This window comes from Psychrobacter sp. PAMC 21119 (assembly GCF_000247495.1).
GTDB lineage: Bacteria > Pseudomonadota > Gammaproteobacteria > Pseudomonadales > Moraxellaceae > Psychrobacter > Psychrobacter glaciei.
In genome coordinates this window covers 68,817-89,226 of the sequence record NZ_AHVZ01000022.1, presented here as the reverse complement: position 1 = coordinate 89,226, position 20,410 = coordinate 68,817, and the positions used below count along the sequence as shown (strand labels likewise).

The following is a 20,410-nucleotide window of genomic DNA, read 5'->3' as shown; positions in this document are numbered from 1 at the left end:
ACACGTTATAAGATGGTTTAAGCGTTTTTAGCGTCATTTTATTATGCGTATTGGTTACTGCTGAATGATACGCGCGCATTACTGAATAATAAGTCGTTAGCGCTCAGTATAAAGGTTGCCAGTTTTGGCATTGTAGCATGCTGCTATTACGCTGTCTCATAGAGGCGGTAACAGAAAATGACGCTTTTGCAGAGAGTTTTAACCTTTGTTTGATCAAGTATATGTCACATTGATACCATGACTTGTGCGTCATTGATTGCGAAGTCACAACAATAGAGATGCAGCCTTATACTATAATTATTTAGATTTGGTAAATAAGCGCCATGCTTGGTTAATGTAAATGCTACTAATACTCACTATCAATAAACATAAAAAATGAGCGATTAATGCATTATGGCGGTTAAGATTTCTATATGATAAAACTGGTTAAAAAGGATATTAACGATGACAAACGCTCCCGAAAAACAACACATACTTATCACTGGCGCGACCTCAGGTATTGGTAAGCAACTGGTCAAAGACTATCTGTTAGACGGTCATTATGTCCATGCCGTTGGGCGTGATGATGAAGCGCTGGCTGAGCTGAAAGCACTAGGGGCAGAGACGATCGATTTGGATCTCATGGATCGAGAAAAAGTCATTGCAGCCTTTGACAAGATTAGCCAGATTGATGTGGCGATTTGCGGTGCTGGCATGTGTGAATATTTAGACATGCCAAACTTTGACAGTAGTGTGTTTATGAAAGTCATGTCAGTCAATATGGGCACGTTATCGCACGCCATCGAAGGGGTGTTGCCAAAGCTGATTGCCTCAAAAGGTCGCTTAGTCGGTATTGGCTCAGCCTCTGCTTATGTGCCTTTTGCTCGTGCCGAAGCCTATGGTAGCTCAAAGGCGGCTATCCATTATCTTATGAAAACCTTACAGATTAGTCTTGCTCCGCAGGATGTATCGGTGAGCTTAGTGGTTCCGGGCTTTGTCGAAACGCCGATGACCAAACAAAATGATTTTCCTATGCCATTTATACAGACACCAAAACAGGCAAGCCAAGCGATACGCGATGGTATTGCCAGTGGGCATGATGTAATCGAATTCCCCAAAAAACTTACCTTACCATTAAAAGTGCTGGCTACGTTGCCAGATTTGGTCTGGCAACGGGTCAGTGAAAAAATGAATAAAAAATAAGACTTTGAGATTTATAAAATATCGCTTATCCAAAAATAGCAAAAATAATATAGAAAGGAATACTTTTATGCTGTTCAATCGTCGTAAGCGTGCCAGTGCGAATACAGTGTCAACCAATAAAAAACAGCCCAACGCCTTCAAAGATTCAGCTAATGCGCCCGTGAAAAAGCGTATCGCTATCATCGGATCGGGGGTGTCAGGACTGACTTGTGCTCATTATCTGATAGCAGAGCATGATGTGACGATATTTGAAGCCAATGATTATATTGGTGGGCATGTAAACACCATCGATGTGGCGCTACAAGATGGCAAAAAAGCAAAGAGCAGTAAAGTAGAAAACAGCGCGATAGACACCGGCTTTATTGTCTTTAACGAGCGTACTTATCCCAACTTTTTTCGCTTGCTTCATGAGTTACAAGTGCCGTTTCAAGCAACGGATATGAGTTTTTCAGTAAAAAATACCGCGCGTAACTTTGAATATAATGGTCATACACTCAACACACTATTATCGCAGCGCAAAAATGTCCTCAATCCTAAGTTTTGGCAATTTATCAAAGATATCCTACAGTTTAACAAGCATATCAAGCAGCTGCGTCAAGATTATGATGCGGCGCGTGCACAGGGGCAAGATGTCAGCGGCTTTACTGCGCAAACATTGGGCGATTATCTAGCGCAAAAACGCTATGGTCAGCTGTTTACCGATAACTATCTACTGCCGATGGTATCTGCTATTTGGTCAACCAGTCTGGACGAAGTACAAGATTTTCCATTGGTGTTTTTTGCCCAGTTTTTTGATAACCACGGCCTGCTTGATGTGGTTAACCGCCCGCAATGGTTTACGATTAAAGGTGGCTCTAAACAATATGTTAATAAATTGATTCCCCGCTTCGTTAAAGCAGGCGGCAAGGTAAGAGTCAATACTCCGGTACAGTCTGTGGCTCGTGATGGTGATAAAGTATTATTGATGGTTCAGAACAAAGATAATGCTGATAACAGTATGGAAAACCTTGTGTTTGATGACGTTATCTTTGCTTGCCATGCAGATACCGCGCTCAAGATTCTAAAAGATGCCAGTACCGATGAAGCTGACGTGTTGAGTCATTTCCGCTTTACCAAAAATACGGCTGTCCTGCATACTGATACCCAAGTGTTGCCCAAAAAACCTCTAGCGTGGGCAAGCTGGAATTATCTGATAGACGATAAGACTGATTCTACAAAGACTGAGCGCGTAGAGGCCGCCTCAAAACCTGTACTCACTTATCATATGAATATTCTGCAACGCTTGACCAAAAAGCATAATTATTTGGTCACATTGAATCCAACCGCAGCTAATGAAAATATTGACGATAGGCAGGTTGTTAAACGTATTGATTACAGCCACCCCGTGTTTGATCTAGCGATGATTGATGCTCAAAGTAACTGGTCAGACATCTCTGGCAGTGGTTTGCATACGCATTTTTGCGGCGCATATTGGTTCAATGGTTTTCACGAAGATGGCGTGCGTAGTGGTCTAAGAGTTTGCCAAGCGCTCGGTCATAATATTGACATAAAAGATGAAGTCGACCCAAGTCACTTGCCGGATAGCGATAGCGCACACACACCGTTTCGTTATAAAGACTTGCCAGTAAAAGCGGATAAACAGTCACGTAAACTGACGAAGCGTCAGGTAGTGACGGCAACGACCAATCAGGAATTGGTTGATTACGTTCACCGTTTACAGTCTGCCACTAATGACTCGACACAAAAGAAAAAACGTGGCTTATTTGGTCGACGTAAAGCCGAGCAGCATAGTACTAAGCAACATAGTATTAAGCAGCATAGTAATGAGTGAAATAAAAGAGAGTCCTATGACGACCCCAGCGCATCCGTCTCACGCAATGCCAGAGCATGAGTTACCTTGTAACTCTGACAGCTTGCCGCACCAGTTATTTCATGGGACTACGTGGCACAGTCGGCTACTGCCAAATGTGCATAAGTTTGTGTATCCGTATCGCTATTGGGGTGTCAATATTAGCGCGTTAGCAGCAGGGCAGGCGCTCCCTGAAGTCGATACAGCAGGCTTTGGTAAACGTAAGCGCTTAAAAGGACTGCCATTATTTTCCACAGGAAAAAAGGCATTACAGCAGTTCTATCCTGATGATTATTTACAAGGCATATCACAAGAATTAAGTTCGCAAGAGCCAAATAGCCTAAGTGAAAATAATAATCCAAATGATGCTAAAAAATCGCTCGATGTAAACGCTAAAAACAGTAAAGAAGCTAATAATAGAGTAGCCAACAATAAATTAGTTAACGTCAGTAGCTATCAAAAGCTTGAGCAAAAACTGCGTCAGGCTTTTATGACCCATGCTGGTAGCACGCCAAGTGGTGACATGCTAGGTTTGGTCGTTTGCCGCAATGTAGGTATATATTTTAGCCCTGTCAATTTTTATCTGGGTTTCAATGAGCAGCAACAGCCAACGCATTTATTGGCTGAGGTCTCTAATACACCATGGAATAAACGTCACTATTACGGATTTTTATTAGATGGGACGGACACCGAATTCTGCCATGATAAAGACTTTCATGTCTCGCCATTTAATCCTATCGACCAGCTCTATCGCTGGCAAGTTAAGGTTAAACAACAGCCAGATAACTGCTTACAAGTACGCATTGCCATCGATATCAGCGACGAGCGGGGAGAGGTGCTAAAGACTGGGATCAAGATGTCTGGCGTACCAATGACCGAGGCAACGGTGCGTGATAGCTTGCGCAAAAATCCGCTGATGAATATGACGTCGTTAACGCGTATTTATTGGCATGCTTTTAAGCTATATGCGATTAAAAAAGTGCCTTATATTAATTATGATGAAAAGCTAGCGGATAGCAAACAGCGACAACCCGCTAATAAAAAAGACAGTGTTTAACCAGCGCAAAGTTAACATTCAGTATAAATGTAAAACTCAGTACAAAATTGAAATCAAGTTTCAGAATTAAGCCACGCGACTTCAAGAGCCTAATGTCCAAACATAAGGCCTTTAGATAAGGATAAGTAGACGATGTCAGCACGACCGACCAGCAGAAATCCAGCTTCGACATTAGGAAGATTTACCGCACGTATTAATAAGGCCGTTAATGACAGTGCTGTATTGCGGCCAGTCAATGACCGTATTAATAGTTTGGCAAGAAAGTTGATCTTTCGCGCGTTAAAGCACGTGCAGTTCGGCAGTATTACGTTGATCGAAGCATTCAATGAGCACGCGCCTAAAGAGCAAAGCTTTGGTAGCAAAGCCGCTGAGGCTACGAGCAGCTCAGCAGTGGGTCGCCATCCTTTAAATGTGACTGTGATGATTCATGATAGTGCCGTCTATCGTCAGCTGCTATTTGGTGGCTCAATTGCCCTAGCAGACAGTTATATCAATGGTGAGTGGGATACGGATGATCTGACCGGCTTGATTCGGTTGGCAGCACGCAACTTAGCTGTGCTTAACCAGTTAGAAAACCGCTTCGCTGCGGTCAGCAAAACTTTTGAAAAAGCCAAGCACCGACTACGTAGTAATGATAAATCTGGCTCCAAGTCTAATATCTTAGCGCATTATGATTTGGGCAATGATATGTATGAGCGGTTTTTGGACGATACTATGATGTACTCATCGGCAGTATATCAGTCGCCTGATACGACACTGAGCGATGCCCAGCAGCATAAGCTGGCGCTTATCTGTCAACGTCTACAACTGAGTGCTGACGACCATGTCATTGAAATCGGTACTGGCTGGGGCGGTTTCGCTATTTATGCCGCCAAGCATTACGGCTGTCATATAACGACAACGACCATTTCTGATGCGCAGTATAATGAGGCACAGCAGCGAGTCGAAGCTGCTGGACTGTCTGATAAAATCACCCTCCTCAAGCAGGATTATCGTGAGCTGACTGGGCAGTATGACAAATTGGTCAGTATCGAGATGATTGAAGCGGTCGGGCATGAATTCTTGCCGACGTTTTTTGCTAAGTGTAATAGTTTGCTTAAGCCAACAGGGCTGATGGTGCTGCAAGCGATTACCTTTAATGATCAGAACTATCAAGACTATATCGATTCGGTCGACTTTATCCAGACCCATATTTTCCCAGGTGGTTGTCTGTTGTCCAACCAAGAGCTCAATACTCAGTTTACTGAGCAGACCGATATGGTTATCAAACAATTGCATGATTATGGTTTTGATTATGCGTATACGTTGCGCGATTGGCGCACAGCATTTATGGCACAGCGCAACGAAATCAAAGCACTCGGTTATGATGAAGCCTTTATCCGCTTGTGGGAGTTTTATTTCTGCTACTGTGAAGGCGGATTTTTGGAGCGCACCATCGGCGTGGTACAAGTAACAGCGGTCAAACCAAATAACATCGATACGCTGCATTTTTCTGATTTGCCAGCGGCAGACAAGGTATCCGCTTAACGCATTGTTTGACCTGAGGTTGCGTGTTGGTGCAAAAGCGTCTAACGCTGAGCAACCCTTATAAAAGGATATTATTATGGCTTACGTATTTATCTATCTGGCTGCTGTTGTCATATTTTTGGGCGTTGATGCGGTTTGGCTTACGACCATGAAAGGGGCTTTTTATGAGTCGCGTATCGGTCATCTATTGGCTGATGAGCCAAATATGATGGCCGCTGGCGTGTTTTATATGTTTTATATATTGGCACTCTGTATATTGGTTCTGTATCCGCAAATCAAGGCAGGAGCGTCTGTTGGTCATATTTTCTTACTGGGTGGTCTGATAGGACTGATGGCATATGGAACTTATGACTTTACCAACTTAGCTTTGTATAAAGGGTTTACTTTAGATACCGCGTTAGTAGATTTTGCGTGGGGTGGAATTTTAACTGGCTCAGTGAGCGCTATCGTTGCTTGGCTGGCGTACCGTTTTCATTGGTTGAGCTAACCATTATTTATATACCGCCTATTTCTCTGAAATACAGTCCAAATTTATTAGGCCAGTCAAAGGGCAACAAAAAGGGCAATAAAAAGGGTATATATAAAAGACAGTAGATATATAATTACATTATTTAAAATAATAGTAACTAAAGTATGGGCATTGAAAACATAGATATCGAAAGTGACACCGCCAATCAAATCGCTAACCCAATAGAAATTATCTATGAAGATGAGTTTTTGGTGGCGATTAATAAAGAGGCGGGTCTATTAGTGCATCGCAGTTGGCTGGATAAAGGAGAGACCCGCTTTGCCATGCAACTCACCCGTGATGCGGTAGGTTGCCATGTATTTCCGGTACATAGGTTAGATAAGCCGACATCAGGCGTATTGTTGTTTGCCAAGAGCTCAGCCGTGGCGCGCAGCCTTACCGAGGCTTTTACTGCGCATAAGGTTTCCAAGCAATACTTAGCCGTGGTGCGTGGCTTTATGCCAGAGCAGGGCACCGTTGATTATGCATTAAGTTTTAAGCCCGATGCCATTGCCGATAAGTTTGCCAACTTGGACAAGCCCGCTCAAGAGGCGGTGACCCATTGGCAGAGCTTGGCTCAAATTGAGCTGCCATTTGCGGTGTCAAAAAAGCATGAAACTAGCCGCTATAGTCTAATGCGCTTAACCCCCGAGACCGGTCGCAAGCATCAGCTGCGTCGGCACATGAGACATCTATTCCATCACATAGTGGGCGATACCAGCCACGGTGACGGACGGCACAATCGATTTTTTCGTACTCAATACGACTGCGCACGTATGCTGCTACATGCTCAAACTTTAGCGCTCAGCCATCCGGTCACCGGCGAGCCATTATTGCTAAAGGCGGGATTAGACGATCAATGGATGAGTATCATGGAAGCGTTTTCTTGGGTAGAGAGCGCTGAAGTTTGAGCCGCGTAAAGTTTAGGTTCTGTCTTATAAAATCATTTCAAAATAGTCGAAATACTGGCGCTGCAGCTTAAAATATCAATGGTTTGACTTCCTGAGATAGTCAGACATTACTGTGAATAACATTGAGCATAAAAAAACAGTTTATACTGAGTCCATTGAAGTTTATATTAATATGTATAATTTAGATTATGGAGTTCAGCCATGTTGATTTTTCATTTAACATCGTCATTGACAATAATTAAGACGGCAGTGATTTCTACTTTATTAATCGGTACTGTGCAACTAATGACAGGCTGTGACTCACAGCCCTCATCTTCGAATAATAACGGCACTGTGCAAACGAATACTGTAGATAAAGACATGGCTAAGAATGATGAGATGTCTGTCAATCCAGCGCCTACAGATACGAGTGTTATGGATAAGACACAAACTAACGAAGTAGCAGATATAGCTGATGAGCAAATCGTCAGCCCGTCAGGGTATCAAAAGTTAAGCTTTGGTCAGGTTATTACCCCTGAGCTGCTAAGTAGCCTAGGAATGACCAGAGCAAAGAGTGATAACGAACAGTGCTATTACGTCAGTAATCCAAAATTGAGCTATATCGATAAAGAGTACGGTGATCGTGCTTCTGTGCTATATCAAATCATAGATGGTAAAGTTGCCCTGATTAGTATTCAGGATCCAAGCATAGCGTTTTATAAAGACATAAATGTTGGTGATTCAGCCACAGCGGTTATGAAAGCACATAATGATGAGCTTGACTACGAGGTCGATAAATATGCGGTTGATGGTGATTACTATAGCCTGATTGCTAATGTTAATTTCAAGGTAATAAAAGAAAGCCCACTTGGAGAATCATTAAAAGACGAAAATATTGAGCTTAATGATAAACAGGACAAGCTGCCTCTACAAATTGAATATCATATCAAGGGCGGTCAAAAGCTGAGTGATTCTACAATTAAGGCGACTGAGTGGACAGCAGGCAATAAAAACCTATTAAAAGGTAAGGTAGAAAGCATAGATATCGGTATACCAGAAGCGATTTATTTGGTCGAAGGGTGCTCTTAAAAGTTGAATGTAATAACCCAGCATCTAGCTGGGTTTTTTACGAAAGGCTATTTTCTATAAAGTTGCTTTGTGATTCATGCTTAATCAATGAGTCATCGCACTCTCTAAAATCGTATAGGCTGCTTTGACCCTATCTGCATTTGGATAGTTTTTATTTGCCAAAATGACAATGCCTGATTTTTCGGCAGGAATATAAGCGATATAGCCACCAAACCCATTAGTAGCGCCTGTTTTATTGACCCAAACGTTATTTAAAACAGCCGTTGGATGATTGTCTGTTTTAATGGCTTGAGGCTTTAGTACCACGTCCATCGAGTTACCTTCGTAGGGGAGGGTATCCCAAATTCTGTGTAACTGCCATTTAGATTAAATGCTTGCTGATGCGGTCATCAAACATAATCATAAAGCGATTAAGAGCAGACGTCCAGTTACGGATGGGCATTGACCACTTTTTTGATGCCTGCTGAGTTGCTAAGTACACCACCTTGAATGCTGCCTGATCAGATGGGAACACCTTACGCTTATTCACCGCCGTACGAATGACGCTGTTTAGCGACTCTATCGTATTGGTGGTATAAATCGTTTTTCTGATGTCTTTAGGATACTCGAAAAACACCGTTAAGCCCTCCCAGTTATTACGCCAAGAGGTGACCACATGCGGGTACTTATCACCCCACACCTCATCAAAGTGCTCAAGGTTGGCCTCTGCTATCTCAAGCGTATCAGTGCCTCCATTTAGGACTTGATATCAAGCCCTAAATGGAGGCAGTCGCACCAAAACGCTTTGGTGTCGTTTTATCTTTGTGCAGACACTAATATCATCATTGGGCGCTCCGCTTCTTCAGCAAGCGCAGGGTTTTCTGCTATCTGCTGCGCTGTTGGGCCCCACTCATTAACATGGCGAATAGTGAAACCAGCAGCCATCAGCGCGTTTAATATAGTGCCCAAAGTCCGGTGATATTTTACCACCCCGTCAGCTAGCCAGTTGCTTACGCGCTGACTTTCATTTTGATAGTTGTTGACTGCCCATGATCGCTGACCTTCATCATCAGTGAGCCAACCTTGGCGTACCGAACAAGTATAAATTGGGTGTTCGGCAGTAAAGACAAACCAACCGTCAGGTTGCAGTGATTGATAGATGACAGAAAATAGCGGAGCGAGATCAGGCAGATAATGTAAAGCCATTTGACTATATACCAAGTCAATAGCCTGATTCGGTAGTGAAAGATGCTCGAGGTCCTCGCACTGGTAGCTGATGCCACTATCATTTGTGAGCTCTTGTGCCTGTGCCAGCATTTTTTCGGACAAATCGATACCAAGAACTTCGGTAGCCCCTAATTCTCGTGCACTGCGACAAAACCAACCGTATCCACAGCCGAGATCTATGACTCGTTTTCCGGAAATGTCTGGAAGTAGGGTCTTAACAGTCTCCCATTCAGGTGCAGCTTTTAAGCCAAACTGAGAGCGTGGTAGTTGAGCATAACCATCGAAAAAAGCCTGATTATCGTAAATATTTTGAGACATAATAAACTCCGAAAGTAATTTGATCCCCTAAAAACGAGGCAAAAAAAAGCGAGCAAGGGAAGCCCTGCTCGCTCTATTAAGCTGCCGTTAGACAACTCAAACGAAAAGGACCGTGGATGAATTATCATCCACGGTCCTGATTTAATCGCCACATAAATAACCGCCGCCATCCCTATAAAAGAGGCATACAAGTAATGTGGCGATGAATGTAAGGAAGCTAAAGCTCCTTATCAGGCTCTGAACAATACTTCATCGCAAGCAATTGTTAGAGTTCACTCGGGTAACGAGCTGATCTGAATCGTACATATTTCGCATAATAAACCAATAAAATAAGGGTGTTTACACACTATTTTAACGACTTTAGTGAAAAACATCAATTGGTGCTCTATATCATATCTAACGACACTCTATGACTATGTTGACCTTTTATCGTCATGTAATAGTGATCCAACAACCGATCCCGCAAGATTGATAGTGAAGAAATAACTCGCTCCTTGATGATAGTGCCTTCGATATTGCATGATACTCTACGAGTGATAGGGTAAAGTTGATCTTAATCTATTAGGTTGGGTGTCGCAAGCTCCACCCAACCTACGGACTGGATTATTAATGAAAGGCTGTTTTCTATAAGGTTGCTTTGTGACTCAAGATTAATTAACGAGTCATCGCACTCTCTAAAATCGTATAGGCTGCTTTGACCCTATCTGCATTTGGATAGTTTTTATTTGCCAGAATAACAATGCCTGATTTTTTGGCAGGAATATAAGCGATATAGCCACCGAACCCATTAGTAGCGCCTGTTTTGTTGACCCAGACGTTATTTAAGACAGCCGTTGGATGATTGTCTATTGTAATGGTTTGAGGCTTTAGCACCACATCCATTGAGTTACCTTCGAGTAAGGTATCTAGCTGAGTAGGATAAGGGTACATCTCCCATCCTAACCCTTGTGTAAAAGTGCTCGCCTGATAGTAACCTTTTCTATTATTATTTAGTGCTTGCTGAATATCTTTATCCAGCGGTACTAGCCCCATATTCGCCGCCATAAAATGCGTCATATCTTTAATGGTGGATTTAATGCCATAGGCTTCAGCGTCTAACATGCCAGGATTGACTCGGATAGCATCGCCAGCAGCGTTATAACCAAATGCATAATCAGCCATCTTGTCACTAGGCACATTGATAAAGGTGTTGGGCATATTGAGTGACGGCAGTATTTTTTCTTCCATCAATTGTGTGTAATCAGCGTCCATGCTCAATGCCGATATATAGCCAAACAGACCGATACTGGCGTTGGAATACAGACGCTTTGAGTTGATAGGGAATACAGGCTGCCAAGATTTATAGTAACGGAGCAACTCTTCATTGTTTTTGACGTCATCAGGGACTTGTAGCGGTAGACCACCAGCTGAATAGGTGGCTAGGTTTATAAGCTTGGTGTTGCCAATGGCGCTGTTTTTTAGGTAAGGAATATATTTGTCAGCGGTATCTTCTAATGCAAGTGTGCCATTTAATTCTGAATAACTGGCTAAGGTAGCAGCAAACGTCTTACTAATTGAGCCTAGCTCAAAAATAGTGTTTTCTGAGACAGGTATTTTGGCTTTCTTGTCAGCCAAACCATAATGATAGAGATGTGATTTACCATCAACAATAATACCAAAAGCCATTCCTGAAATATTATGCTCATTCATTAGTAATTTGGCTTGTTGATCAACTGTGCTCTTTAGATGGTCATTGTTATCTGCTGCTTGTACGGTTCCAGATAGTAATGATGCTGTCACTAAAGCGGTAAGTCCGACTTGATTTAACAGGGTTTGAAAGGGTTGTTTCATTATAGGGTTTCTCATTTATTCTAATAGATGTATTAATAATTTAATGCTTATGCAAATAGCGCTTTGCTTTCAGTTCGGGTATACCGTTTTACATTATAGTCAGTGAAAAGCAGTATCGATACATCACGCACTGCTAATATCAATTTTTCTTGCTTGCTGTGCCTGTGCAGACAGAGGCTACGAAAAATTAATATCAGCAGTATCGTCGCGTTTTTGAGGTATTTTGAATATATCTCAGAGCACGGAATCCCCGACAATTTTGGCGATTCCGTACCGTTGATTGGATCTTTTAAGGTATACCCAAGTGGAACCAGTGATTTCACCCTTTAAACCTATTTACAAACCACTCAAAATAGACTGCTATAATGGAAACTATTATAATAGACTATGAGAATGGTTATCTTTATAAAAAATTACTGAAGGCAAGTGATCAAAACCCGTTTGGTCGCTCAAGGCCAATAAATTTTAGAACACCGTAAGGAATGTTATGCCCCAGTACAATACTACCTCCACCGCCAAAAAAGCCCCTTTGAACCATGAACTATATATGACGGTGCTAATGACCCCTGATATGGCAAATTTCATCGGCAATGTACACGGTGGTGATTTACTCAAAATGCTCGATCAGGTCGCTTATGCCTGTGCCAGTCGCTATAGCGGCAACTATGTGGTGACGCTATCGGTTGATCAGGTGATGTTCCGTGAGCCAATCTATGTGGGTGAGCTGGTGACCTTTGCCGCGAGCGTCAACTACGTGGGTAGAACGTCGATGGAAGTGGGCATACGTGTCGAAGCAGAAGATGTGCGGGCGCGTACGGTTCGTCATACCAATAGCTGCTACTTTACGATGGTCGCCATCGATGACAATGGCAAACCAACTCCTGCGCCGCCGCTTGATATCAAAAATTTGATGCAGCAGTGTCGTTTTGATGCAGGCTTAGAACGTAAGAACCTACGTATGCAAAGCTCACACCGTCCTAGCTGTGATATTGAGAATATGATTGGTGAGCTAGCCAGCAGTCATGACAATCAAGCTAAGTAACATGACACAGTAGCCAAGGGTTTCCAGCTTAGTGGTTAAATATTCGCTATTTTACTGAGACTATTATGAGTTTGAAGCCATCAAAAACCCATTCAAATATTCCTACTCTTACTCCTAATCAGTCAGTACGCCGCAATAGTCGTGCTCGAGGTGCTGGTACGCTCATTAACGACGCCACTTCTGATGGTAATTCTCGTTCCGGCTTTGATGGTTCTAAGTCAGCAACCAACAAAGAAGAACAGCATTCTGCCTCATTGACGACGGTTTTGATTGCCGTCGGGGCCAACCTCATCATTGCTATTGCCAAAACTGTAGCGGCGTTTATGACAGGTTCTGCTTCTATGATTGCAGAGTCAGCACACTCTTGGGCAGATGCAGGTAACGGCACTTTATTAATTGTCGCCGAAAAAAAATCCGTCAAACCTGCTGATGAAAGTCATCCGCTCGGCTACGGTAAAGAGTCATACGTCTGGTCGATGATTGCGGCATTTGGCGTCTTTATGGCGGGTTCCATTGTCTCCATTTATACTGGTATCACCGAGTGGAATGCGGCTGAGAGCGAGACCGACTATACCATTGGTTTTATTATATTAGCAGTCGCCTTTGTGCTAGAAGGCTTTTCGTTGGTGCAGGCGTACCTGCAAAGTAAAAAACATGGTGAAGCGATTAATGTCAGCGCTATTGGTTATGTGGTCGATACGTCGAACCCCACTTTACGCGGTGTATTTTTTGAAGATTTAGCGGCTGTAGTTGGCTTGGTTATCGCTGCGGCTGCGATGGGTATGCATGCTTATACCGGACAGCCCTTTTGGGATGCGCTAGGTTCTATCGTCGTCGGGCTATTATTAGGCGTGGTCGCTATCTTTTTGATCAGCCGTAATCGGGATTTTTTGATTGGTTACAAGGTGTCTGATAGGATGCATTCCTATGCGTTGAGCGAGCTGCTCAATCATGCAGATATTGATAGTGTTTCTTACTTACACCTAGAGTGGGTGGGACCCAAGAAAATATTTATGGTGGCGGCAGTAGACATCACTGGCAATCAAAAAGAAAAAGAAATCGCGCAAAAATTTGAAGACATTGAAAATTTGTTTCGATGTAATCCTATCTTTCAAGAAGCTATTTTGACACTGTCTGTGCCCAATGCCACAACATTATCTTTGCCGGAAAATTATTTGGCTAATGAACAAGGGTTTACATGACAGTCTAGATGACGGTGCTATTAACAACTACTGTGGCTATAAAGCGGTGAATGCTGAGTTAGTGATAAAGGGAGCCTAACCAAAGCAGTAAAGCGGTTATGTCTAATAATCAAGCCAATCATTTATTAGCTCCGACTGAAGCCTCTCTTGTCAAATCAATAAAAGTCTTGCACATTGATGAGGTTACAGATGTTGAAACGCTGACTAAAGCTTGCATCAATGTAGCAAAAAAGTATTTTACTCAAGAAGAAGTTAACGCTCAAATCGATTTTTACGAAAGCGACTTAGGGGCTAGCATAATAGAAAAACAGTCTATTATGATACAGAATGTTTCAGCCGAGCTAAAGAAAGCTTTGCCCATTATGATATAGTGGATTCACTTTAAAACAGATAAAGTGCGACTGGGATGAATTTTTCGTAGCCTCTATGATAGTAGCAAGCAAGGAAAATTTATACCAGTCGCACCTAACTAGTAATGTATCGATTTTATTCTGAACTGACTATAGAAGAACTAAAAGCCCTTAAATAGAACATGATAGAACATGCGTGCATAAAAAAAGGTCACCCAATCAGGTGACCTTTTCTATTTTTACTTCATATAATACTTTTCACTTAATATAATAACGTTAATAATCAACTAAACTTATAACGGTATTATTTCTTCGGCGCATTTGCACCGATGAACCATGCATCTTTATCAATAATACGGCTGGCTTCTGTAAATAGATCCGCTGTGTCTTCATCGCCTGCATCACCAGCAGTAGCGATCGCTTCTCTCAAAGCTTCCGCGACTTTCTTGTAGCGGCTCGTCAGCTCGCGAACATGCTGATCTACTTCGGTAATGTCAGTAGGGTAATCGTCTAAAATAGATTCTTTTACCACGCGACTGGCCAAACCGTTTGGCTGACCACCTAAGATTACGATACGTTCGGCGATAGTATCTGATACTTCAAGGATACGGTCTGACGTGTCATCTAATAATTGATGCACACCGATAAAGCCAGTACCTTGTAAATTCCAATGGCATTGTTTGCCATCTAAAGTTAAATCAATGACATTTGCTAAGTTAGCGTTTAACACATCAATCATTTTTTTGGCAGTTTCATCGGAAATTCCACTTGCGTAACGTTCTCTCATATCTTACTCCATTATGTATTTTGTTTTATTGAATTAAATAGGTCACTCGTTTCTTATTTGGTTTTTGTATTAGTAGTGCTTGTTGATTCGTTATGAATAATAACAGCTTAAATCTGTGATTGAACCATTCAGTGTTAGGCTTTATGAGGTGGTCGTGTAAGGAGTTTGTTAACCATGAAAATCTTTGTAAATTTATTCAAGATTGTGTGAGTTTTTTATAACAATATAAGATTTATCACCTAATAAAAAATTGATTCTTTGATAAAAATATCTTTATACACTTGCATTTTGGGCTGTGAAATATCACTGTAATCATGAGATAGGCCTCGTCACTATCCGTTAAAAAGCCTTTAAAAACCGCTGCTCAGACCCCATATTGTTATAAACCTCAAGAAGAAGAAAGCCATTATGCGTATGCCCGAACCGCGCTCATCGCGTCAGTTAAACCAATTGGCCACTCAGCTCCAAGGCGAAGCTGAAATTAGTGGTGTTAATGCGTCAGGGACGCAAATATCGAGTCGTGCCTTTGAGATGGTCACCGATTTTGAACCAGCAGGGGATCAGCCACAAGCGATCAAAAAGCTGGTCAATGGTATTAATTCTGGTATGAATGAGCAGTTGCTGTTGGGGGTGACGGGTTCTGGTAAGACTTATACCATGGCCAAGGTTATCTCTGAGACTCAGCGTCCGACGATTATCATGGCGCACAACAAAACCCTTGCCGCTCAGCTGTATGGTGAATTTAAGTCTTTTTTCCCGAATAATGCGGTGGAGTACTTCGTCAGTTATTATGACTATTACCAACCTGAAGCTTATGTCGCAGCGAGTGATACTTTTATCGAAAAAGACAGCGCCATCAATGATCATATCGATCAGATGCGTCTGTCAGCGACGCGTGCCCTATTAGAGCGCCGTGATGCGATTATTGTAGCTTCTGTATCGTGTATTTATGGTTTGGGTGATCCTGAAAGTTATCTAAAAATGCTACTGCATGTCGTGGTCGGTGATCAGATAGATCGTACCGCTACCATTAAACGTTTGGTTGAAATGCAATACACACGCAACGAGCTAGATTTTGGTCGTGGTACGTATCGCTTGCGTGGTGAGCTGCTCGATATCTATCCTGCTGAATCTGAACAGTTGGCTGTACGTGTGCATTTATTTGATAATGAAGTGGAAAAAATCACTTGGTTTGATCCCTTAACAGGCAAAACAGTACGTAGCGTGCCGCGTATTACTATCTATCCAAAATCACATTATGTGACGCCGCGTAATAAGCTGGAAGCTGCCAGTCATACGATTCGCGCTGAGCTAGAGCCGCGTTTGGAGTATTTCCGTGATAACAATAAGCTGATTGAAGCGCAACGTCTCAAAGAGCGTACCCAGTATGACCTTGAGATGATTCAACAGCTGGGTTACTGTAACGGTATCGAAAACTACTCACAGCATCTCTCTGGTCGTCCATCAGGGGAAGCACCACCGACGTTGTTTGATTATATTCCAGAAGATGCACTGCTGTTCCTTGATGAATCACACGTCACCGTTTCGCAGATTGGCGCAATGTATAAAGGTGATAGGTCGCGTAAAGAAAATTTGGTCAATTATGGATTTCGTTTGCCAAGTGCCATGAATAATCGTCCGATGAAGTTTGAAGAGTGGGAGCATATCAAGCCTAAGACTATTTATGTGAGTGCCACGCCTGCATTGTATGAGCTTGAGCACAGCGAGCAAGTCGTTGAGCAAGTCGTCCGTCCAACCGGTTTGATTGATCCTGAGATTGAGATTCGTCCTGTATTGACGCAAGTTGATGATGTGTTATCAGAGATTACCAAGCGCCGAGAAAAAGATGAGCGCGTATTAATTACCACATTGACCAAACGCATGTCAGAGGATTTGACCAGTTATCTAAAAGAATATGATGTCAAAGTTGCTTATCTGCATTCTGACATTGATACCGTTGAGCGTATGCAGATTATCCATGAACTGCGCACTGGCGTGCATGATGTGTTGGTCGGCATTAATCTATTGCGTGAAGGGTTAGATATGCCAGAAGTATCATTGGTCGCGATATTTGATGCCGATAAAGAAGGCTTTTTGCGTTCTGAGCGTGCGCTTATTCAGACCATTGGTCGTGCTGCGCGTCATATCAATGGTAAAGCCATTCTTTACGCAGATCGCATTACCAACAGTATGCAAAAGGCGATAGACGAGACGGATCGTCGCCGTGAAAAACAAGTGGCATTTAACCTTGAGCACAACATCACACCAAAAGGGGCACGTCGCAGTATCACCGATAAAATCGATACGGGTGACGATCAGAATGCCAATGACAATCAAGTGATTCCCATCAAGAGCAATCTGCCTGATGTGGATATTAGTATCTTACGCAGTCCTGATTTGCTGGCCAAAGAAATCAATCGTCTTGAAAAGCTTATGAAACAGATGTCTCGTGATTTGAAGTTTGAGGATGCCGCGAAAACGCGTGATAAAGTGCTTGAGTTAAAGGCGCATTTAATCTAGCGTTCAACTTGAACGTGATTGAATGATGTGTGTTGAATAGCGTATGTTTGACAAAAAGGTGAGTTGCAAGTAGGGCAGCTCACCTTTTTTTATGGTTTTTAGAGCTGCAAAAAGATGGTTTTTATCTATTGCTATTAATAACTAAAACTTGGTTGTAACAAAACTTGTGTTTATACCAAATGCCCCTTAATATGATATCAATGAGCAATATGAACTTATAACAACGGACGTTGAGGCACATAATCCATCATGCAAAATAACAAATTCTTAGAATTAAATGCGAATGAAAACTCACTAGGCATGTCAGACTCTGCCAAACAAGCCATTATAGAGTCTTTAGGTGAGGGCTTTCGTTATCCAGATAATCCACGCGCTGCGCTCATTAGCAAAATTGCCACCATCCATGGTGTGGCAGAAAACCAAATCTCATTAGGCAATGGCTCGACTGAAAATATGCGAGCGGTCATACAAATGCTGCAACACAAAGCCTTAAAAGAAGGTAAAGCATTCCAGATGGTCATTCCGGTACCAACGTTTGATTGTGCAGAGATGTATGCAAATTCTATTGGCGTGCCGGTAGTTAAGATACCATTGACCGCTGAAAACTATGATTATGATTTTGATGAACTACAAAGGGCTGCTGACGATTTTGATGGCATCAGCCTACTTTATATTTGCAATCCAAATAATCCAACTGGCATCATTACATCAACGGAAAAGCTCAAAAATTGGGTAAGTAATGCACCAGATAGCCATTACTTTTTATTAGATCAAGCTTACTTGGAGTACGTGTCAGATCCAAGCTTTGAGAGTGGGATTGAGTGGTTAAAACAAGGGTTATCAGACAATCTTATTGTTATTCATACTTTCTCAAAGTTATGTGCCTTAGCCGGTATGCGAGTGGGCTACGCGATTTCTAACCCGCAAGCTATTGAGACTGTCGAAGCATTTATGTCTATGGACAATACCAACTTGTCAGGTGCGGTTGCTGCTATTGCGACGTTAAATGATGCCAAGTTTTTAGAGCTAAGTTTGCGCAATACCAATCAATCACGTCAAATGATCGAAACAGTGTTAGACGATCTGGGGCTGCGCTATTTACCCTCACAGACCAACTTTATTTTTCATGAAATAAAAGGCGATTTAAAAACTTATATCGATAGAATGCGAGACAATGGCATTAAGGTTGGTCGCGAGTTTCCACCTGTCACAGGCTTCAATCGCTTGACGCTTGGCACGCCTGATGAGATGGAAGTGTTTATAAAGGTGTTAAAAGAATTTCGTGAAAAAGGTTGGGTTTAGCGCCTGTATTGAAAGATTGGTAAGTTTCAAACTAGCTGAGTTTGAAAGACAGTATTATGAGAATTTGACTTTGTTAGGCATTGCAGACTGACTCAAGTAAATCTGTCTCCGATATATTCGGGGCAGTTCAGTTTGCATGGCGATACCAAGCTGCTTTGCGGTCGCTGAGATATTGCCATTGTTGTCAGCGATCTTTTTAACGGCTTCAGCCTTAAATTCGTCACTGTAGGTTCTTACTTTCTTGGTCATGATAAACTCTTCATCAAGTCGTTAGTTTACCCAGTTTATCTCTACGGTTTCTTCAGCATAGCTCAGTCTGATGACAGCATACTTTTTAGAACATCACCAAAAAATAATATAGCTAAGTTTTGACTTAGTCTGAAACAGGCGTCAAATCACGCTTATCAATCCAGCCGAACTTAGTGGCATTCTTATAAGAAACTTTGACCCAGTCTTCGTTTTGGTCAAAAGCTTCAATCAGATCACCTTTGATATAATAATTTGGCTTAGTTCTCGATTCAAAACTTTCATCAAGTATTTCTGCTTTTTCTTTTTTAACTGTGTACTTAATTGGAAGTGGAGGACAGTCTTGCGATATTTCATTATCGCTTTTATCTAAACTACTGGTTCGGCTATCTAAACCTTGTAAACTAAATTCTTGATTATCAATACAATAGTATTCTTTACCATTTGCCAAATAACCTTCAGTTGCAAAATAATTTATATGCCATTTGTTATTCTTTAAAATAAAATAATAGTCCTTAAAAGGAAAGCCTTTACTTGAAAAATATGTTGATAAAGAAAAACCGTTATTATTAGGTCTTGGTAATATTTCAGCTAAGAAAAAGCCTCCATCATCAGTAAAACTACTAGTCTCCAAGCTTAATTTGTATTTACCACCTTTGTCTCCAATAAGAATATAAAGCTCGTTACCCTGATATAGATTAGCATTATCATTGATACGACTAATCACTAAATCGTCTATACCATCTGAAGTAACATCGAAATTAAATATCTTAAACTGATCTTCTCCCAAGTCCTTTTTAATTTCCTGTAAAGATAGAGGTTCATTAAATACAAAATCTTCAATGGTACCATCTATATTCCATGATTTAGAAATACCAATTCTATTACCATTTTTATATTTAAAGTCGTAAATATAAATATTAGGATATGACGAGTATTTCACGTAACAACGACCGTTTTCGACACCATACTTATAAGTGCATTCATGTATCAGATCACCCTGCTCATTCCATCCTTTAGATATTCCTTGTAAAACCCCGTCAATATAATGGATCTCACTTTTTTTCTGACCATTTTCGAAGTACTCAATCCAAGTCCCTGTCGGCTTATTATTTTTATAGAGTGATTCTATTTTTTTGTCACCAGACTCAAACCATACTATTCTTGCTCCTTCTCTTGAATAATAGTTATTGGGATGAGCTGCGTCCTCATTATCAGTATATTCAAGCTTACCATCTGTTAAAATATATGGGTTTGTAAACTTTTCTCCAGAGATAAAAAAGTCCTGCACTAAGTAACGGTTATTAGGTAGTTCCTTAATGAGAACTCTATAATAATGGGCATCTGACTTAGAGAATTTTTCAAGACCAGATAAATCGTGAGCTCTCATATACAGAACGATATTTTTCTTAGCGTTAATGTCGCTGTTAATGTTATTCACTAGACCTCTTGCAGAAGTACCAGTTCATTGACTTCCACTGACGGAGTTACAAGGGCTAGCAATG

At 41.7% G+C, this 20,410-nt stretch carries 16 protein-coding genes and 3 pseudogenes; 12 read left to right on the top strand and 7 right to left on the bottom strand.

Annotated elements, in window-relative coordinates:
• Positions 1–444 precede the first annotated feature (444 nt).
• The 7 genes from RH96_RS09005 to RH96_RS08975 all read left to right on the top strand — a co-directional run bounded on the left by RH96_RS09005 (position 445) and on the right by RH96_RS08975 (position 8,102).
• Positions 445–1,182, top strand: a complete 738-nt coding sequence (locus RH96_RS09005; RefSeq protein WP_010200023.1) for an SDR family NAD(P)-dependent oxidoreductase — start codon at positions 445–447, stop codon at positions 1,180–1,182.
• Positions 1,183–1,249: 67 nt separating this feature from the next.
• The gene (locus RH96_RS09000) at positions 1,250–3,013 is read left to right on the top strand and encodes an NAD(P)/FAD-dependent oxidoreductase (protein ID WP_010200020.1); all 1,764 of its coding nucleotides are present in this window, start codon (positions 1,250–1,252) and stop codon (positions 3,011–3,013) included.
• 16 nt (positions 3,014–3,029) lie between these two features.
• Positions 3,030–4,088, top strand: a complete 1,059-nt coding sequence (locus RH96_RS08995; RefSeq protein ID WP_051000731.1) for a DUF1365 domain-containing protein — start codon at positions 3,030–3,032, stop codon at positions 4,086–4,088.
• Positions 4,089–4,220: 132 nt separating this feature from the next.
• Positions 4,221–5,615, top strand: a complete 1,395-nt coding sequence (locus RH96_RS08990; protein WP_010200018.1) for an SAM-dependent methyltransferase — start codon at positions 4,221–4,223, stop codon at positions 5,613–5,615.
• 76 nt (positions 5,616–5,691) lie between these two features.
• On the top strand, positions 5,692–6,102 hold the full coding sequence (locus tag RH96_RS08985) for a DUF2177 family protein (RefSeq protein WP_010200017.1): 411 nt from the start codon (positions 5,692–5,694) through the stop codon (positions 6,100–6,102).
• A gap of 146 nt (positions 6,103–6,248) precedes the next feature.
• Positions 6,249–7,034 carry a tRNA pseudouridine(65) synthase TruC gene (truC, locus tag RH96_RS08980; protein ID WP_010200016.1) on the top strand — a complete coding sequence of 262 codons (786 nt, stop codon included), beginning with the start codon at positions 6,249–6,251 and terminating at the stop codon, positions 7,032–7,034.
• Between the two features lie 201 nt (positions 7,035–7,235).
• Complete coding sequence (locus RH96_RS08975) at positions 7,236–8,102, top strand: hypothetical protein (RefSeq protein WP_010200015.1); 867 nt, start codon at positions 7,236–7,238, stop codon at positions 8,100–8,102.
• 84 nt (positions 8,103–8,186) lie between these two features.
• Here RH96_RS08975 and RH96_RS08970 read toward each other — a convergent pair.
• The 4 genes and pseudogenes from RH96_RS08970 to ampC form a co-directional block, all read right to left on the bottom strand.
• Positions 8,187–8,426 (bottom strand): annotated as a pseudogene (locus RH96_RS08970) (serine hydrolase); the annotation flags it as partial.
• A gap of 37 nt (positions 8,427–8,463) precedes the next feature.
• Positions 8,464–8,823: pseudogene (locus RH96_RS08965) on the bottom strand (transposase); the annotation flags it as partial.
• Between the two features lie 74 nt (positions 8,824–8,897).
• Positions 8,898–9,626, bottom strand: a complete 729-nt coding sequence (locus RH96_RS08960; protein WP_010200012.1) for a class I SAM-dependent methyltransferase — start codon at positions 9,624–9,626, stop codon at positions 8,898–8,900.
• Between the two features lie 654 nt (positions 9,627–10,280).
• Entirely contained in the window at positions 10,281–11,456 is a 1,176-nt protein-coding gene (gene ampC / locus RH96_RS08955) for a class C beta-lactamase (RefSeq protein ID WP_010200011.1), read from the bottom strand.
• A 487-nt stretch (positions 11,457–11,943) separates the two neighbouring features.
• On the opposite strand from ampC, the gene RH96_RS08950 reads away from it, so the two are divergent.
• The 3 genes from RH96_RS08950 to RH96_RS08940 all read left to right on the top strand — a co-directional run bounded on the left by RH96_RS08950 (position 11,944) and on the right by RH96_RS08940 (position 14,071).
• Positions 11,944–12,498: an acyl-CoA thioesterase gene (locus tag RH96_RS08950; protein ID WP_010200010.1), complete on the top strand. Its 555-nt coding sequence runs from the start codon at positions 11,944–11,946 to the stop codon at positions 12,496–12,498.
• Between the two features lie 65 nt (positions 12,499–12,563).
• Positions 12,564–13,700: a cation diffusion facilitator family transporter gene (locus RH96_RS08945; RefSeq protein ID WP_010200009.1), complete on the top strand. Its 1,137-nt coding sequence runs from the start codon at positions 12,564–12,566 to the stop codon at positions 13,698–13,700.
• Between the two features lie 98 nt (positions 13,701–13,798).
• Positions 13,799–14,071 (top strand): DUF2059 domain-containing protein, encoded by a 273-nt coding sequence (locus RH96_RS08940; RefSeq protein WP_010200008.1) that lies wholly within the window; start codon positions 13,799–13,801, stop codon positions 14,069–14,071.
• Between the two features lie 283 nt (positions 14,072–14,354).
• Here the strand turns inward: RH96_RS08940 and dps are convergent, their stop codons facing one another.
• Positions 14,355–14,837, bottom strand: coding sequence for a DNA starvation/stationary phase protection protein Dps (gene dps / locus RH96_RS08935; protein WP_010200004.1), 483 nt, complete (start codon positions 14,835–14,837; stop codon positions 14,355–14,357).
• Positions 14,838–15,245: 408 nt separating this feature from the next.
• Between dps and uvrB the strand changes: the two genes are divergently transcribed.
• A complete protein-coding gene (gene uvrB, locus RH96_RS08930; protein ID WP_010200002.1) occupies positions 15,246–17,357 on the top strand; it encodes an excinuclease ABC subunit UvrB in 2,112 nt (703 codons plus the stop codon).
• A 249-nt stretch (positions 17,358–17,606) separates the two neighbouring features.
• Positions 17,607–18,659 carry a pyridoxal phosphate-dependent aminotransferase gene (locus tag RH96_RS08925; protein WP_010199998.1) on the top strand — a complete coding sequence of 351 codons (1,053 nt, stop codon included), beginning with the start codon at positions 17,607–17,609 and terminating at the stop codon, positions 18,657–18,659.
• Between the two features lie 129 nt (positions 18,660–18,788).
• On the opposite strand, the pseudogene RH96_RS08920 reads toward RH96_RS08925, so the two are convergent.
• Both RH96_RS08920 and RH96_RS14600 read right to left on the bottom strand, forming a co-directional pair.
• A pseudogene (locus RH96_RS08920) lies at positions 18,789–18,908 on the bottom strand (transposase); the annotation flags it as partial.
• Positions 18,909–19,032: 124 nt separating this feature from the next.
• A complete protein-coding gene (locus RH96_RS14600; protein ID WP_010199994.1) occupies positions 19,033–20,346 on the bottom strand; it encodes a toxin-antitoxin system YwqK family antitoxin in 1,314 nt (437 codons plus the stop codon).
• Between the last annotated feature and the right edge of the window lie 64 nt (positions 20,347–20,410).